We start from the raw sequence: 15,294 nt of genomic DNA, 5'->3' as shown, positions 1-15,294 counted from the left end.
CTACTCAGGGGCGTTCTGCTCAGGAACTCTCTGTCCGGGGCCGTTCTGCCCCGTGCCGTCCTCGGTCAGTTCCGCGAGCGCCCGCAGTTGTTCCGGAGTGATGCCGTCCGGCAGCGGCACCGGCGCCGGGGTCCGCAGCGGCGGCTGCCAGCCCTCGTCGGGCGTCCAGCGTCGTACGACCCTGGCGGGCGCCCCGGCCACCACCGCGTGGTCGGGCACCTCACCGCGGACGACCGCACCGGCGGCGACCACCACGTTCCGCCCGATCCTGGCGCCCGGCAGCACGACCGCACCGGTGCCGATCCAGCATCCCGGGCCGATCCGTACCGGCTCCATCCGCGGCCACTGCTTGCCGATGGGCTGGTGCGGGTCGTCGTAGGAGTGGTTGGTGGAGGTGACGTAGACGTAGGGACCGAAGTAGCAGTCGCTGCCGATGGTGACGGTGGTGTCCGCGATGACGTGGCTGCCGCGCCCGAGGACGACACCGTCGCCGATGCGCAGGATCGGGTCCGGCCCGAGATCGAGGTCGGGCATCAGCCCGGCGGTCAGGGTGACCTGCTCGCCGATGATGCAGTGGGCGCCGAGGTGGATCCAGGGTTCGCCGAAGACCGTACCGAGCGGGAAGGCCAGTCTGGTACCTGTTCCCATCGCACCGAAGCGCAGCCGCCCGGGGTGTTCCGCCGTGACGGAACCCGTGCGCTGCACCCAGGCCCAGCCCGCGTGGACGGCGCGCTGCGCGAGGCGGCGCGACCATGAGGAGGACCGGGACGAGAACGTGTTCTTGCGCTGAGGCACCCGCTCACCGTACTCAGCCCCTGGTGCCCCCATCCGGCCGGACACCTGTGATCTTCACCCCACCGGATGACGTACGGTGCCGTGGTATCGGGCCCGGACGAGGCCGCGGACGGCAGGGGAAGGCAGGACGATGACGACGCAGAAGGCGCTGATCACGGGCATCGGCGGGCGGGAGCCGCGGGTGGACGCGGAGGCGTTCGTGGCCCCCACCGCGACGGTGATCGGTGAGGTGACGCTCGGCTCGGGCGCGAGCGTCTGGTACGGCGCGGTGCTGCGCGGTGACGTGGAACGGATCTCCGTCGGCGCGCACAGCAATGTGCAGGACAACTGCACGCTGCACGCCGACCCGGGTTTCCCCGTCAGCGTCGGTGAGCGCGTCTCCATCGGCCACAACGCCGTGGTGCACGGCGCCACGGTCGAGGACGACTGCCTGGTCGGGATGGGCGCGACGGTGCTGAACGGGGCGGTGATCGGGGCGGGATCGCTGGTGGCCGCGCAGGCTCTGGTGCCGCAGGGCATGCGGGTACCGCCGGGATCGCTGGTCGCGGGCGTGCCGGCCAAGGTCAGGCGGGAACTCACCGAGGAGGAACGGCAGGGGATCACGCTCAACGGCACGATGTACGCGGAACTGGCCGGGGCGCACCGCGACGTCCACGCGCAGGAGCACCCGCCGACCGGGAACCGCTAGCGGACCGGTCTCGGGGAGCCTGTAGCGGGCCGACCGCGGGAAACGGACAGCGGACCGTCCCGCCGGGGACCGACGGCGGGCCGATCCGTCGGCGGACGCCGGAAGACCGGCCCGCGGAGGGACGGCAAGCGGGCGACCCGCCGGACGAGGACCGGCAGCGGACCGGCCCGCAGAAGGACGGCAGGTGACCGGCCCGCCGGGGACGGTCCGAGGGGCCGCCCGCCGGACGGGGCCGGTGCCAGGCCGGTCCAGCGGGGGAACGCGCGGCCGCGTGCGCCCCGGGCGGGCGCGCGGCGGCGTTACTCGCCGGCCGCGACCGGCTCCGCCGCCTCGGTCTCCTGCTGGTGGGCGACCTGCGCCTTCTTGGCCTTGCGCTTGATCACCAGGAACGACACGAGGCCGATCAGCACGGCCGCCACCAGGCCGAGCCAGGAGAACTTCTTCAGCCAGGACTCGGCGACGACCCCGATGTAGTAGATCGCGGCCGTGGTGCCGCCCGCCCAGCAGATGCCGCCGAGGACGTTGGCGATCAGGAACTTCCAGTACGGCATGTGCAGCACGCCCGCGAGCGGGCCCGCGAAGATGCGCAGCAGGGCGACGAAGCGGCCGAAGAAGACCGCCCACATGCCCCACTTCTGGAAGGACCGTTCGGCCGTGGCGACATGACCCTCGCTGAAGTGCCTGGGGAACTTGTCGCCGAGCCAGGCGAGCAGTGGCCTGCCGCCCTTGCGGCCGATGGCGTACCCGATGGAGTCACCGATCACCGCGCCCGCGGTGGCGCACGCGCCGAGCACGACGGGGTTGATGCCCGAATGCTGGGAGGACAGCAGCGCGGCGGAGACCAGGACGATCTCGCCGGGCAGCGGAATGCCCAGGCTCTCCACTCCGATGACCAGTGCCACCACCGCGTAGACAGCGGCTGAAGGCACCGTGTCGAGCCAATCCTGGACGTGCACCGCCGGTTCCTCCCCGATTCGCGTCCGTGCGTTCACGGAAGGCGCCGCGAAGGCGCGCCCCCCAGGAAGCGTACCGGGTCGGCTCACTCTTCCGGCGTGCCACGAGCGCCGTCGACGCCGGAGCCGGGGAACCGGGCAAGCGCGGCCTGGGCCCTGGGCGAAGGCCGGTGGCGGGGCCGGGGCGGTGATCTTCAAGGTCAGCGAGGGGAGGAGCCGGCGTCTGCCGGCCCATGAGACTCCGCCGCTGGAGCCCGCCGCCGCCCCAGCGCCTGGCACCAGTCCGGCCCGCCCCCGGCCACGGGCCGGCTTCCGCCCCGGCCCCGCGCCCGTCCTCCGCCCTGGCCGGCCGTCAGTTGTTGGGGCGGAGGGTCCAGACGACCGTCATCTCGGTGGTGACGGCGCCGTCCTCGCGCTGGATCTCGACGGTCACCGGGAACTCGGGGCGCTTGCCCTCGTCGAGTTCGGCGACGACCTCGGCGGCGGGACGGCCGAGGGTCGCGGTGGCCCGGACCGGGCCGAGGGCAATCTTCTTGAAGGCGATCCGGGCGTCCACCGGCAGCGGCACCGCCCTCGCGAGCTGGTCACCGAAGGCGGCCAGCACGATCGCACCGCTGGCCGACTCCCCCAGCGTGAACATGGCGCCGGCGTGCGGGCCTCCGACGTGGTTGCGGTACTCCTCCTGGTCCGGCAGGGCGAGCACGGCCCGCTCCGGCGTGGTCTCCAGGTACTCGAGGTTCAGGGTGCGCACCATCGGCACCGTGGCGGCGAGCAGCTCGCCGATCGACATCTGATCTGCGTTCATGGCCGAAGGTTACTCACGAGTAGCCCGCGCTGACCAGACCGGACGGTGCCCCTCCCCTCCACTTTCCGGTACGTCCCTGACAAGGCCCGGTGACCGAATCGTGTCCCCGGAGCCCTAGGGTTACTGCTCATGTGGCCAGGACAGCAGCCGCCCGGGGGCGAGCAGAACCCGCAGGACCCGCAGAACAACCCGTACCAGCAGCCGGGGTACCAGCAGCCGAATCCGTATCAGCAGCCCGGCTACCAGCAGCCCAACCCGTACGCCCAGCAGCCGGCCCAGCCTCCGCAGCAGCCGCAGTGGGGCGCGCCGGTGCCTCCCGGCATGCCGCAGCCGCCGGCCGGCGGTGGCGGCGGGAACGGCGGTGGCGGCGGCAACCGGACGAAGCTCGTCGCGATCGTCGCGGCGGCGGCCGTGGTGGTGGCCGCCGGTGTGACCGGCTTCCTGGTGCTCGGCGGGAAGAAGGACGACACGGCGAACGGCGGTGCCAAGGACTCCGGCGCGACCCCGTCGGTGTCCGCGACCGCGTCGGCGTCCGCCTCCACCGGCACCGGTTCCTCCGGCGCCGCCCCGGACGACAACCCCCGCGGCAACGAGACCGAGAAGCCGCAGATCGCCGGGTGGAAGGTCGTCGTCAATCCCAAGTGGGGCGTCGCCTTCGACGTGCCCGCGGACTGGGAGGTCAAGCCGCCCGGTATCGGCGTCAGTTTCGAGGACCACAAGACCGGCAAGCTGCTCGCGGTCATGTCCGGGCTCGCCCAGGACAAGTCGAAGTGGTGCACGTCCGACGACGACAAGGACGGCCGCACCGAGAACACGTCCCTGGCCACCATGGGCGTCAAGGGCGCCGACGGCGCGAAGAACACCGACGAGGTCGCGGTGAACACGGTGCCGTGGTGGGTGTACGGCGGTTTCACCCAGCCCGACAAGAAGAGCATCTCCTTCGACAAGAAGGCCCAGCCCTTCAAGACCACCTCGGGCATCCAGGGCAGCATCGCCTGGGCCCAGTCGACGAAGACGCCGATGAAGGGCAAGTGCGCGACCGACGGCAAGGCGCTCACCTTCGGCTTCAAGAACTCCGCCGGCGACTTCGTGTCGTGGAACTTCTACGGCGTGAAGGGCGTCCGCGACGAGGTGCCCAAGGCGACCGTCATGAAGGTCCTCGCCACGGTCCGCCTGCACGGGACGCCCACCGGAGGCTGACGGCGGCGGCGCCGACGGGAACCGGCAGCGGCACCGGCGGGTGACAGCGGCTGCGAGTGGCAGCTGCTGCGCCGCGGGGGGGCGTTCAGCCGATGCCGAACGCCCCGCCCGGCGGCTCGGGCGACGCCACGGCGTCCTCGTCCCGCACCGGCCGGACGGCCCCGACGAACTCCCGCAGCGCGCCGCCGTGTTCCACCCGGGCGGGGAACGTGTCGGAGGCGGTGCGCCGGGCCAGCGCGGCCGTCTCGATCGGGCGGTGCGAGGCGATCAGCACCACGTTGCCGAAGCGGCGCCCCCGCAGCACGCCCGGCTCGGCGATGAGCGCGATCTCCTCGAACACCGCGGCGAACGTGGCGAGTTGGGAGCGCAGGAACGCGAAGGGCGCGGCGTCCGCGAGGTTGGCCAGGTAGACGCCGTCGGGCCGCAGCACGCGCTCCGCCTGACGCGCGTAGGCGAGGGAGGTCAGGTGCGCCGGGACCCGGGAGCCGCCGAAGACGTCGGCGATCAGCACGTCGGCCGCGTCGGCCGGGGCGGTTTCCAGCCAGGCGCGGGCATCGGCCGCGTGCAGGCCGATGCCCGATCCCTGGGGCAGCGGGAGATGTCCGACGACCAGTTCCAGCAGGCCCCGGTCGGCCTCGACCACGTCCTGGCGTGAACCGGGCCGGGTCGCCGCCACGTACCGGGGCAGCGTGAGCGCGCCGCCGCCCAGGTGCAGCACGTCCAGCGGACGGCCCTCGCGCGCCACGGTGTCCAGCACGTGCCCGAGCCTGCGCGCGTACTCGAACTCCAGGTGGGTGGGCGCGTCCAGATCGACGTACGACTGCGGCGCGCCGTCCACGGTCAGCAGCCACGCGCGCTCGCGGTCGACGTCGGGCATCAGTTTGGCGGTCCCGTGATCGACGGCGCGGGTCACGGGTATGGGCTCGGTCACTCCACCATTGTGCCGGGACGGTCCCCGCGCCGGACAGGCAGGCGCCGTGCGGGCACGCACGCGGGCACCGGCGGTGCCGTGCCACCGACCACCGCCGATGGCACGGCACCCGCACCTCGCGGTCCGGGAAGTCCCGGCCGGGAGTCACGGCCGGCAGCCGTCGATCCGGGAGGCGGCCGGCTGCCGGCCCCGCTCAGTCGACGGCGGTCACGGTCCCCGCCCCCACCGTCCGGCCGCCCTCGCGGACGGCGAAGCCCAGGCCGGGCTCCAGGGGCACCTCGCGGCCCAGTTCCACCGTCATGGTGACCGTGTCCCCGGGCCTCGCGAGCCCCGCCTCGCCGAGGTCGACGTCGCCGACCACGTCCGCGGTGCGGATGTAGAACTGCGGCCGGTACCCCGTCGCGACCGGCGTCGTCCGGCCGCCCTCGCGCGCCGACAGCACGTACACCCGCGCCGTGAACCGCCGCCGTGGCCGCACACTGCCGGGCGCCGCGACGACGTGCCCGCGACGGACCGCGTCGCGCGGGACCCCGCGCAGCAGCAGCGCCACGTTGTCCCCGGCCTGCGCCTCCTCCATCGGCTTGCCGAACGTCTCCAGGCCGGTGACCACCGTCTCGGTCTCCGCGCCCAGCACCTCGACCCGGTCGCCGACGCGGACCCTGCCCCGTTCCACGGCTCCGGTGACGACGGTGCCGCGGCCGGTGATGGTGAGCACGTTCTCCACCGGCAGCAGGAACGGCGCGTCGAGGTACCGCTCGGGCACCGGCACATAGGTGTCCACCGCGTCGAGCAGCGCCTCGATCGACGCCGTCCAGCGGGGGTCGCCCTCCAGCGCCCTCAGCCCGGAGACCCGCACGACCGGTACCGCGTCGCCGGGGTAGCCCTGCCGGGTGAGCAGGTCGCGGACCTCCAGCTCGACGAGGTCGGTCAGTTCGCCGTCGCCCGCGTCGGCCTTGTTGAGCGCGACGACGATGTGGTCGACGCCCACCTGCCGGGCGAGCAGCACGTGTTCGGCGGTCTGCGGCATGATCCCGTCGAGCGCGGAGACCACGAGGATCGCCCCGTCGAGCTGAGCGGCGCCGGTCACCATGTTCTTCACGTAGTCGGCGTGACCGGGCATGTCGACGTGCGCGTAGTGCCGGGTGTCGGTCTCGTACTCGACGTGCGCGATGTTGATGGTGATGCCGCGGGCGGCCTCCTCCGGAGCCCGGTCGATGCGGTCGAAGGGCACGAACGTGCCGGTGCCGCGCTCGGCTAGGACCTTGGTGATGGCGGCGGTCAGGGTGGTCTTGCCGTGGTCGACGTGACCCATCGTGCCGATGTTCAGGTGCGGTTTGGTGCGTACGTACGCCGTCTTGGGCATGGCTGTACCTCGAAGCCTGGTGGTGAAGGTGACGCGGGACCCCGAAGGAGTGCCGACCCTCCCCCTGCGGGGTCCGCCGGACGATCCGGGGAGGGTCAGCTTCGGGCGCCGTCGACTGCGGCGACGAGGATCCGGACAGCAGCCTTCGGAGCATCCGCGACCGCGGATGCTGCGAGGAGGAAGGCGTGCCGGAACATGGGTCGATCATCGCCGAAGGGCGGCCGCGCGTCGAACGGTTTTCGGGCCTGCCAGGACACCGGCGGCGTTCAGGGGCCGATGTTCCGCAGCGCCTCCCGCACCGACAGCGGCGCGAACCGGCCCCGTTCGCGGGCCACGAAGTCCCGTACGGCCTGCGGGTCCGTCTTGGCGTACTCCCGCAACGACCACCCGATGGCCTTGCGCACGAAGAAGTCCGGGTGCCCGGCCTGGCGCACGCAGTAGGCGAACAGGCGTGCGGCGTCGGTGCGTTGACGGTAGCGGAGCTGGTGGAGCAGGGCGGTGCGGGCGACCCACGGGTCCTCGTCCGCGATCCAGGCGTCCATGTCCGCCGCCAGCCGGGGATCGGCGGCGACCAGCGGGCCGACGACGTGTGCCGCGAGCAGGTCCACGGTGTCCCACCAGGGGACGGTGGTGATCAGGTGCCGTGCCACGGGCAGGAACGCCGAGGAGCAACGCCCCACGTGCAGGCGCAGGTAGTCGACGGCGAAGTACTGGTACTCGCGCTCGGGCAGTTCCCAGCAGCGCAGCGCGATCGCCGTGCAGTCGGCCTCGCCGGGCCGGGGCGTGCCGGCGAGGACGGTGCGGGACAGGGCGCGGCGCACGGGTGCGGTCAGACCGAGGAAGGGGGCGACGTCCTTCATGTAGGCGCGCAGGGCGGGGGCCCGTCGCGGGTCGGCCGCGGCGGCGTAGGCGGTGGTCAGCCGCTCCAGCACGGTGTCGGCGAGAGCGCTGTCCGGCACCGCCGGGATGCCCGCGTCTGTGACCCTCATGAGACGAACCATACGGCGATCAGACACACCTGTCGGTTAATGTCACCGGATGCTCGATGCCACCAACCGCTCTGGGGGCACCGCCACGGCCTCTCCCCGGGCCACCGTCACGGAGCCGGGCGCCGCCGTCCTCACGGCCGCGCCCCTCACCCTCACCGCGTCCGACCGCTGCGCCAGAGTCCTGCTGTCGCCCTGGGCACGGCTGTCCCTGCTGCTCGCGCTGCTCGCGGCGGCCGGTGCGTGCGTGCTGCTCTTCCAGCCGCAGCGGCTGCTGGCGCACGGCTGGCCGCCGCAGCTCGGCGGGTTCGCGGCGGCCCTGCTGTTCGCGGCGGCGTACGGCCTGTGCACGGTGGCGTTCGTGCCGCGTCCGTTGCTGAACCTCGCCGCGGGCGCGCTGTTCGGCTCGGCGCTCGGGCTCGGGGCGGCGCTGGCCGGTACGGTCCTCGGCGCCGGGATCGCCTTCGGTCTGGGGCGTGTGCTGGGCCAGGACGCGCTGCGGCCGCTGCTGCGCGGCAGGTTGCTGAGGGCGGCGGACGGTCAGCTGAGCCGGCACGGGTTCCGTTCGATGATGGCGGCCCGGCTGTTCCCGGGGGTGCCGTTCTGGGCGGCCAACTACTGCGCCGCCGTCTCCCGCATGGGCTGGCCGGCGTTCCTGCTCGCGACAGCGCTCGGGTCGGTTCCGAACACCGCCGCCTACGCGGTCGCCGGGGCCCGTGCCGCCACGCCGACCTCACCGGCGTTCCTGATCGCGATGGCCTGTATCGCCGCCCCGGCACTGGCGGGCGCGGCAATCGCCTGGCGCAAGCGGCATCATCTGCGCGGGCGTTGAGGACACCGGCGTCGGGAACACACCCTGGCGTAAAGTGTCGGTAAAGTCCCGGTAGGGATCTCGTCATGTCGGCCCGCTACGCTGCCCCTCGGCGCAGCGGTCCCGGCTCACGGCGGCCCGGGTGCGCGCCGCGCCCGTCGCCCGCTCCCGCCCGGCACTTGGACTCGGTACCTCCATGTCTTGGTTCGCATCGCTCGTCCTCGGACTCGTCCAGGGGCTGACCGAGTTCCTCCCCGTCTCCTCCAGCGCGCATCTGCGGCTGACGGCCGCCTTCTCCGGCTGGGAGGACCCCGGCGCCGCCTTCACCGCGATCACCCAGATCGGCACGGAGTCGGCCGTGCTGATCTACTTCCGCAAGGACATCGGCCGGATCGTCGCGGCCTGGTCCCGCTCGCTCCTCGACGCCTCGATGCGCCGTGACCCCGATGCCCGGACGGGCTGGCTGGTGATCGTGGGTTCCGTGCCGATCGGGGTGCTCGGCCTGACGCTCAAGGACCAGATCGAGGGGCCGTTCCGTGATCTGCGGGTGACCGCGGCCATGCTCGTCGGGGTCGGCGTGGTCATCGGCGTCGCCGACCGGCTGGCGGCGCGCGACGAGAAGGGCGGCCGGCACCGGGCGCCCCAGCAGCGCAAAGGCCTGCGGGACCTGGGCGTCAAGGACGGTCTCGTCTACGGCTGTTGCCAGGCCATGGCGCTCGTGCCCGGGGTCTCCCGCTCCGGCGCCACCATCAGCGGCGGGCTGTTCATGGGCTACCGGCGCGAGGCGGCGGCCCGTTACTCCTTCCTGCTGGCCGTGCCCGCCGTACTGGCCTCGGGCGCCTTCGAGTTGAAGGACGCGATGGAGAGCGGCCAGGTGGCGTGGGGGCCGACGCTGTCGGCGACGGTGGTCGCCTTCGCGTCGGGGTACGCGGTCATCGCATGGTTCATGAAGTACATCTCGACCAAGAGCTTCATGCCGTTCGTCTGGTACCGGATCGCACTCGGTCTCGTCATCATCGGGCTGGTCACGGCCGGCGCGCTCAGTCCGCACGCGGCCGAGTCGGCACAGTGAGCGGGCGGGGAGTGCGGGGGCGGCGACGGTGACCGACTCCATACGGTTCCGGTAGCCGTCCGGTAGCGCAGCGTCAGTGCTTGCCCCTACGCTTGTGCCCATGTCCCCCAATTCCATGGCCCTTGGTTCCGTGCGGTCCGCCGCCGAGCTGAACGAGCAGATCCGGGCGCTCTGGCTGCGTGCGGGCGGGTCGCTGTCGGCCCAGGAGCGTGCGGAGTACGAGCTGCTGGTGGTCGAATGGGCCGCCGCCATCCGGGGCCGGGTGGTGGAAGCGGCGTGAGGCCACGCCGCAGCCGCTGACGTCCCCGGGCGGCCCGCGGACGCCGGGCGGCGGCGCGGTGTTCAGCGTCCGCCGGAGACCCGCAGCACCGCTCCCGACGCGTAGGAGGCGTCCGGCGACATCAGCCAGGCGACGGCGGCGGCGATCTCCTCGGCCCGCCCGGGGCGGCGCAGCGGAATGCCGGCGGCGGCGCGGTGGACCCGGTCCGGGTCGCCCATCGCCGCGTGCATCTCCGTGTCGATCATGCCGGGTGCGACCGCGTTGACGCGGATGCCCTCCGGGCCGAGTTCCTTGGCCAGCCCCAGGGTCAGCGCGTCCACGGCGGCCTTCGTCGCCGCGTAGTGGACGTAGTCGCCGGGGCTGCCGAGGGTGGCGGCGGCGGACGACACGTTCACGATCACGCCATTTCCGCGCGGACCCATCAGCTGGGCCGCACGCCGTGAACACAGCAGCGTGCCCAGGAGGTTGACGTCCACGACGCGGCGCAGGTCGGCGGTGTCCGTATCGGCGAGACGGCCCAGCGGCCCGGTCACGCCGGCGTTGTTGACCAGGCCCGTCACGGGCCCCAGCCGCTCCTCGGCCGTGGCGAAGAGCCGCTCGACGTCCGCTTCGACAGAGGTGTCCACCCGCACGGTGACACTGCGTGCCCCCGCCTCCAGCACCTCGTCCGCGACGGCTTCCGCGGCGCCGGTGTCACGGACGTAGCCGATCACCACGTCATGCCCGTCGGCCGCCAGCCGCCGGCAGACGGCGGCGCCGATGCCCCGGCTCCCGCCGGTGACGACCGTCACGAGACGCTTCATACCGACCTCCGGTCTCCTCGCCCGCTGCCTGCCGCACCCGCGCCGCGCACCGGCGGGCGGCCCGGATGTGATCATCCTAGGCCCGCGGACGCGGGAGCACCTCGCCGGCCGGTGACCGCGGCCGGCGCTGCGGAAGCGGCACGGCGGCCCCCTCCAGCTCACCCGACCGGCCCAACGCGCGCACCTCGGCCGCGCGCGGGCGCTGATCCTTCCCTCCGTCGGCACGAACGCCCTACTCTGCTGCCGCACGCGGTGAACCGGAGCGGCCGGTCCGCGCGATGTCACCGAGCCGGCGGGATCCTCCGTGTGCTCGACGAACCAGGGGGAGACAGTGGTGCGCCGTACGACGGCCGGACTGGCGGTGGCCGTCCTCGTGACCATGTCCGCGCTGACCGCGTGCGGGCCCGGACCGTCCCCCGCAACAGGCGCAGGACCCGGGCACGCCGGGACCTCCGGCGGCCCGGCCAGGCCGCTGAGCGAGCGGGCCCTGGAGCAGGCAGCGATCACCGGCACGGATCTCAAGGGTTACGAGGTCCGGTTCATGGCGACGGCAGCCTCGGCGGCTCACCGGACGGCTGCCCCTGCCGCCTGCACCCCCGTCGTTCACGCCCTGGGCGCAGGCAGCGGCTTCACCGCCACAGCCCGCGCCGGCCGGCAGTTCCTCTCCGAGGAGCACGGCCCCGGGGCCACCATGACCCTGTCGTCGCACGGTCTGCGGGACGCCACACGAGTGATCGGCGCACTGCGGACCGCCGCCGAGCGCTGCCGGACCTTCGAGGACGTCCAGGCGGGCTTCCGCTACGAAGCCGTCGCGCTGCGGCCCGACCCGGGCTACGGCGACGCCTCCGTGTCTCTGCGCCTCACCCAGCTCGCGGCCGGCGAGCAGGGCGAGCGGCCGGTCCGGGTTCCGTACGCCGTCGTGGCCGTCCGGCTGGGTACGACGGTCGTCATGTTCTCCGCGTTCCACCGCCCCGGAGGTTCCGGGGGCGAGGGCCCGGCCGTCGTGCCGGACGTGATCATCAGGACCCAGCTGGCCAAGCTCGGCGAGGCCACGGCTGCGAAGTGAGGGCGGTCGCCCGCTGAGCCGGGACGCAGGGGGCGGGCCGGGCAGCCGCGGGCCGTTCGGCCGGGGTTCCGTGCGGCCGGAGACCGCCCGGCGCCGGCGCGCCGCCCCGGGTCGTACGGACCGCCGGACATCCGGAAGCGGGCGGCCGGTTCCCGCAGCGTCCGGTGTGTCCGCGCCGTCGCCCGCCTGCGCAGGGGGGCCGGCGGCGCGCACACTGGAAGCCGTCCGAAGATCGCCGGGTAAGCGGAGCCGTCCACGGGTAGGAGGGCGCCCTATGAAGACGTCAGGCCGCTTCCTCGGCTCGCCATGGCGGCGTTCGGTGCTCGCCGCCCTCGCCGGTGCGCTGCCGATGCTCGCCTTCCCCGCACCGGCGCTGTGGTGGTTCGCGTACGTCGCGCTCGTCCCGTGGATCCTGCTGGCCCGCTGCGCGCCGACCGGGCGGCGGGCCGCGTACGACGGCTGGTGCGGCGGCCTGGGCTTCATGCTGGCCGTGCACCACTGGCTGCTGCCGAGCCTGCACGTGTTCACGGTGGTGCTGGCGGCGCTGCTGGGCGCGCTCTGGGCGCCCTGGGGGTGGCTGGTGCGGCGGTTCCTCGGCGGCACGCCCTCCGCCGGCCGCTGCGCTGCCTCCCTCGTCGTGCTGCCGTCGGCCTGGCTGGCCGTGGAGCTCGTCCGGTCCTGGCAGGGCCTGGGCGGCCCCTGGGGCATGCTGGGCGCCAGCCAGTGGCAGGTGGCACCCGCCCTTCGGCTGGCCTCGGTCGGCGGGGTGTGGCTGCTGAGCTTCCTGGTGGTGGCCGTCGACGTGGCGGTCGCCGTGCTCGTGGCGGTGCGCGGGGTCCGGGCGCCCGCGGTGGCCTGCCTCGCCGCCACCGCCGCGCTGACCTCGGCGGCCTGGGCCTGGGCACCGCGCCCGGAGGCCGACGGTCAGGTCCGCATCGCCGTGGTCCAGCCGGGCATGATCGGCGGGACCGAGAGCGGGCAGCGGCGGTTCGACCGCGAGGAGCAGCTGACCCGCGGCCTCGCGGGACGCCACGTCGACCTGGTCGTCTGGGGGGAGAGCAGCGTCGGGTTCGACCTCGCGCAGCGGCCGGACCTGGCCCGGCGGCTCGCGGCCCTCTCCCGGGAGGTCGGCGCGGACGTCCTGGTCGACGTGGACGCCCGGCGCTCCGACCGGCCCGGCATCTACAAGAGTGCCGTGCTGGTCGGCCCGGACGGCCCGACCGGCGACCGCTACGACAAGATGCGGCTGGTGCCGTTCGGCGAGTACGTCCCGGCCCGCTCGCTGCTGGGCTGGGCGACCTCCGTCGGCAAGGCGGCCGGCGAGGACCGCAGGCGGGGCACCGGACAGGTGGTCATGGACGTCGGCCACGGACTGCGCATCGGTCCGCTGATCTGCTTCGAGACCGCGTTCCCGGACATGAGCCGGCATCTGGCGCGGGACGGTGCCGGGGTGCTGCTGGCCCAGTCCTCGACCTCCACGTTCCAGCACAGCTGGGCGCCCGCGCAGCACGCCTCGCTCGGGGCGCTGCGCGCCGCCGAGACCGGGCGCCCGATGGTGCACGCCACGCTGACCGGGGTGTCCGCCGTCTACGGCCCGGACGGGCGGCGCGCCGGACCCTGGCTCGGCACCGGCGCGAACACGGCGCGGGTGTACGACGTACCGACCGCGCACGGCGCGACCCTCTACGTCCGCTACGGCGACTGGCCGGTGCACGCGGCGCTGCTGGTGCTGGCCGCGCTGTGCGTGACGGAGGGGGTGCGGGCGCTGCTCAGGCCGCGCCGGAGCGCTCCAGCACCGTCCGCAGGACGCGCTCGCACAGCTCGTGGGTCTCCAGCGCGTCCCGGGCGCTGAGGAGCGTTCCCGCGCGGACCGCGTCCAGGAAGGCCAGCACGGCCTGTTCGATGCCGCGCTGGCGGGCGACGGGCACCCAGTCGCCGCGCCGGCGCACGGTCGGCTGTCCCTTGTGGTCGATGGTCTCGGCGAGGTTGACCACCTGACGCTTGGTGTCCTGCCCGGAGACCTCGAGGATCTCCTCCGCGGAGCCGCTGAGGCGGTTCATGACGCCGAGGGCGGTGAACCCGTCCCCCGCGAGCTGCAGCACGACGTGGTGCAGCAGTCCGTCGCGCATCCGGCCGCGCACGGTGACGTCGTCGACCGGTCCCGGCACCAGGAACCGCAGGGTGTCCACGACGTGGATGAAGTCGTCGAGGATCATCGTGCGGGGCTCCTCGGGCAGTCCCGCGCGGTTCTTCTGCAGGAGGATCAGCTCGCGCGGGTGCTCGGCGCACTGCGCGTACCCGGGCGCGTAGCGGCGGTTGAAGCCCACCATGAGCGAGACGCCGCGTTCCTCGGCGAGTTCCACGAGCCGGGCGGAGTCGGCGAGTTCGTAGGCGAGCGGTTTGTCGACGTACGTGGGGACGCCGGCCTCCAGGAGCCGGGTGACGATCTCCGGGTGAGCGGCAGTGGGGGCGTGCACGAAGGCCGCGTCGAGGCCCTGCGCGAGCAGGGCGTCCAGGCCGGTGTGGCGCCGGTCGGCGGGCAGGTGCAGGCTGTCGGCGACCCGCTGCAGCGTGGCGGGCGTCCGGGTCTGCAGGTGCAGGTCGACGCCGGGCTGTGTGCCCAGCACCGGCAGGTACGCCTTCTGCGCGATGTCGCCCAGTCCGATGCAGCCGACCTTCACGTGTTCTCCCTCGCCTCTCCGCCCGCGTCCGCGGTTCCTGCCCGCACGGCAGCATACGGGCGCCGCGTCGGCCGCCGGCCGGCGATGCCCCGTCTACGCCGCGCAGCGGCGCTCGGTCGCCCCGCGCGCCCGTCCCGAGCGCGAACCCGTTCACCGGTGTGCCGGGCGCGCGGCTCCCCGCTCTCGTCGAGGTGCGGGCGGGGCCGGGGGAACCGCCGGCCTGCTCCGCGGCGGGGGAAAACCCGTGGTGTGCGGGCCACACCTGAGCGACGATCGTCGCATGACGACGACCGAACGCCGCGAACCCGCCCTGACAGCCGACGAACGCACCATGCTGGAAGGCTGGTTGGACTACCACCGCCAGACCCTGGCGTGGAAGTGCGAGGGTCTGACCGACGAACAGCTGCGCACCGCGTCCACCCCGCCGTCCGACCTGACCCTGCTGGGCCTGGTGCGGCACATGGCGGACGTGGAGCGGAGCTGGTTCCGCAGGGTGCTGGCCGGTGAGGACGCCGGACCGATCTACTACGACGAGGCGGACCCCGACGGCGACTTCCACGTCACCGGCACCGACACCTGGGCCGAGGCCCACGCCACCTGGCAGGCCGAGATCGAGGCCGCACGCCGCCTCTCCGCCGGGGTCGGCCTGGACGACCTGTCGAAGGGCAGGAGCAGGTCCAGCGACGAGCCCTTCAGCCTGCGGTGGATCTACACCCACATGATCGAGGAGTACGCCCGGCACAACGGCCACGCCGACCTGATCCGCCAGCGCCTCGACGGGGCGACGGGCGACTGACGGGGCGGGTCCCGAGCCGGGGCGGGGACGGGACGCCGACGCCGGCCGGCGGCACGGGCGTCAC

16 protein-coding genes are annotated in these 15,294 nt (G+C 73.7%); 8 read left to right on the top strand and 8 right to left on the bottom strand.

All coding sequences use genetic code 11. From position 1 onward, the window contains the following. A complete protein-coding gene (locus IG64_RS16170) occupies positions 1–795 on the bottom strand; it encodes an acyltransferase (protein WP_051812967.1) in 795 nt (264 codons plus the stop codon). Positions 796–925: 130 nt separating this feature from the next. Here IG64_RS16170 and IG64_RS16165 point away from each other — a divergent pair, with 130 nt between their 5' ends. Further along, the gene (locus IG64_RS16165) at positions 926–1,483 is read left to right on the top strand and encodes a gamma carbonic anhydrase family protein (protein WP_037856536.1); all 558 of its coding nucleotides are present in this window, start codon (positions 926–928) and stop codon (positions 1,481–1,483) included. Between the two features lie 299 nt (positions 1,484–1,782). On the opposite strand, the gene IG64_RS16160 is transcribed toward IG64_RS16165, so the two are convergent. Next, a complete protein-coding gene (locus tag IG64_RS16160; RefSeq protein ID WP_037856533.1) occupies positions 1,783–2,439 on the bottom strand; it encodes a DedA family protein in 657 nt (218 codons plus the stop codon). Between the two features lie 349 nt (positions 2,440–2,788). Beyond that, the gene (locus IG64_RS16155) at positions 2,789–3,226 is read right to left on the bottom strand and encodes a DUF4442 domain-containing protein (protein ID WP_037856531.1); all 438 of its coding nucleotides are present in this window, start codon (positions 3,224–3,226) and stop codon (positions 2,789–2,791) included. A gap of 144 nt (positions 3,227–3,370) precedes the next feature. Between IG64_RS16155 and IG64_RS16150 the strand changes: the two genes are divergently transcribed. Beyond that, positions 3,371–4,441 carry a hypothetical protein gene (locus IG64_RS16150; protein WP_037856530.1) on the top strand — a complete coding sequence of 357 codons (1,071 nt, stop codon included), beginning with the start codon at positions 3,371–3,373 and terminating at the stop codon, positions 4,439–4,441. Positions 4,442–4,526: 85 nt separating this feature from the next. Here IG64_RS16150 and IG64_RS16145 read toward each other — a convergent pair whose 3' ends face one another. From IG64_RS16145 to IG64_RS16135, 3 genes are all read right to left on the bottom strand, one after another. Next, positions 4,527–5,372, bottom strand: coding sequence for a spermidine synthase (locus tag IG64_RS16145; RefSeq protein WP_037856528.1), 846 nt, complete (start codon positions 5,370–5,372; stop codon positions 4,527–4,529). 193 nt (positions 5,373–5,565) lie between these two features. Further along, positions 5,566–6,735, bottom strand: coding sequence for an elongation factor Tu (tuf, locus tag IG64_RS16140; RefSeq protein WP_037856524.1), 1,170 nt, complete (start codon positions 6,733–6,735; stop codon positions 5,566–5,568). 266 nt (positions 6,736–7,001) lie between these two features. Then, positions 7,002–7,724, bottom strand: coding sequence for a DNA alkylation repair protein (locus IG64_RS16135; protein WP_037856522.1), 723 nt, complete (start codon positions 7,722–7,724; stop codon positions 7,002–7,004). A gap of 49 nt (positions 7,725–7,773) precedes the next feature. Here IG64_RS16135 and IG64_RS16130 point away from each other — a divergent pair, with 49 nt between their 5' ends. From IG64_RS16130 to IG64_RS16120, 3 genes are all read left to right on the top strand, one after another. Beyond that, a complete protein-coding gene (locus IG64_RS16130) occupies positions 7,774–8,553 on the top strand; it encodes a TVP38/TMEM64 family protein (RefSeq protein WP_037856520.1) in 780 nt (259 codons plus the stop codon). Between the two features lie 175 nt (positions 8,554–8,728). Then, positions 8,729–9,604, top strand: coding sequence for an undecaprenyl-diphosphate phosphatase (locus tag IG64_RS16125; RefSeq protein ID WP_037856518.1), 876 nt, complete (start codon positions 8,729–8,731; stop codon positions 9,602–9,604). A gap of 100 nt (positions 9,605–9,704) precedes the next feature. Further along, entirely contained in the window at positions 9,705–9,884 is a 180-nt protein-coding gene (locus tag IG64_RS16120) for a hypothetical protein (protein ID WP_037856514.1), read from the top strand. Positions 9,885–9,946: 62 nt separating this feature from the next. Here IG64_RS16120 and IG64_RS16115 read toward each other — a convergent pair whose 3' ends face one another. Beyond that, a complete protein-coding gene (locus IG64_RS16115; protein WP_037856512.1) occupies positions 9,947–10,687 on the bottom strand; it encodes an SDR family NAD(P)-dependent oxidoreductase in 741 nt (246 codons plus the stop codon). 334 nt (positions 10,688–11,021) lie between these two features. Between IG64_RS16115 and IG64_RS16110 the strand changes: the two genes are divergently transcribed. Both IG64_RS16110 and lnt read left to right on the top strand, forming a co-directional pair. Continuing rightward, the gene (locus IG64_RS16110; RefSeq protein WP_158771575.1) at positions 11,022–11,753 is read left to right on the top strand and encodes a hypothetical protein; all 732 of its coding nucleotides are present in this window, start codon (positions 11,022–11,024) and stop codon (positions 11,751–11,753) included. Between the two features lie 274 nt (positions 11,754–12,027). Next, on the top strand, positions 12,028–13,605 hold the full coding sequence (gene lnt, locus IG64_RS16105; protein WP_037856505.1) for an apolipoprotein N-acyltransferase: 1,578 nt from the start codon (positions 12,028–12,030) through the stop codon (positions 13,603–13,605). On the opposite strand, the gene IG64_RS16100 is transcribed toward lnt, so the two are convergent. Beyond that, positions 13,523–14,434, bottom strand: coding sequence for a Gfo/Idh/MocA family protein (locus IG64_RS16100; RefSeq protein WP_037856503.1), 912 nt, complete (start codon positions 14,432–14,434; stop codon positions 13,523–13,525). The genes lnt and IG64_RS16100 overlap by 83 nt on opposite strands. 280 nt (positions 14,435–14,714) lie before the next feature. On the opposite strand from IG64_RS16100, the gene IG64_RS16095 reads away from it, so the two are divergent. Beyond that, positions 14,715–15,230, top strand: coding sequence for a DinB family protein (locus IG64_RS16095; protein WP_037856500.1), 516 nt, complete (start codon positions 14,715–14,717; stop codon positions 15,228–15,230). Positions 15,231–15,294 lie beyond the last annotated feature (64 nt).

Source organism: Streptomyces sp. NRRL S-340, assembly GCF_000720185.1.
GTDB lineage: Bacteria > Actinomycetota > Actinomycetes > Streptomycetales > Streptomycetaceae > Streptomyces.
This window is presented reverse-complemented; position numbering and strand designations above follow the sequence as displayed.

Bases quoted from the DNA above. Each gene is read 5' to 3' on its own strand.
- IG64_RS16155 (WP_037856531.1), bottom strand. From the start codon at position 3,226: ATGTCGATCGGCGAGCTGCTCGCCGCCACGGTGCCGATGGTGCGCACC.
- tuf (WP_037856524.1), bottom strand. From the start codon at position 6,735: ATGCCCAAGACGGCGTACGTACGCACCAAACCGCACCTGAACATCGGC.
- lnt (WP_037856505.1), top strand. From the start codon at position 12,028: ATGAAGACGTCAGGCCGCTTCCTCGGCTCGCCATGGCGGCGTTCGGTG.
- IG64_RS16165 (WP_037856536.1), top strand. From the start codon at position 926: ATGACGACGCAGAAGGCGCTGATCACGGGCATCGGCGGGCGGGAGCCG.
- IG64_RS16150 (WP_037856530.1), top strand. From the start codon at position 3,371: ATGTGGCCAGGACAGCAGCCGCCCGGGGGCGAGCAGAACCCGCAGGAC.
- IG64_RS16115 (WP_037856512.1), bottom strand. From the start codon at position 10,687: ATGAAGCGTCTCGTGACGGTCGTCACCGGCGGGAGCCGGGGCATCGGC.
- IG64_RS16120 (WP_037856514.1), top strand. From the start codon at position 9,705: ATGTCCCCCAATTCCATGGCCCTTGGTTCCGTGCGGTCCGCCGCCGAG.
- IG64_RS16130 (WP_037856520.1), top strand. From the start codon at position 7,774: ATGCTCGATGCCACCAACCGCTCTGGGGGCACCGCCACGGCCTCTCCC.
- IG64_RS16125 (WP_037856518.1), top strand. From the start codon at position 8,729: ATGTCTTGGTTCGCATCGCTCGTCCTCGGACTCGTCCAGGGGCTGACC.
- IG64_RS16095 (WP_037856500.1), top strand. From the start codon at position 14,715: ATGACGACGACCGAACGCCGCGAACCCGCCCTGACAGCCGACGAACGC.
- IG64_RS16135 (WP_037856522.1), bottom strand. From the start codon at position 7,724: ATGAGGGTCACAGACGCGGGCATCCCGGCGGTGCCGGACAGCGCTCTC.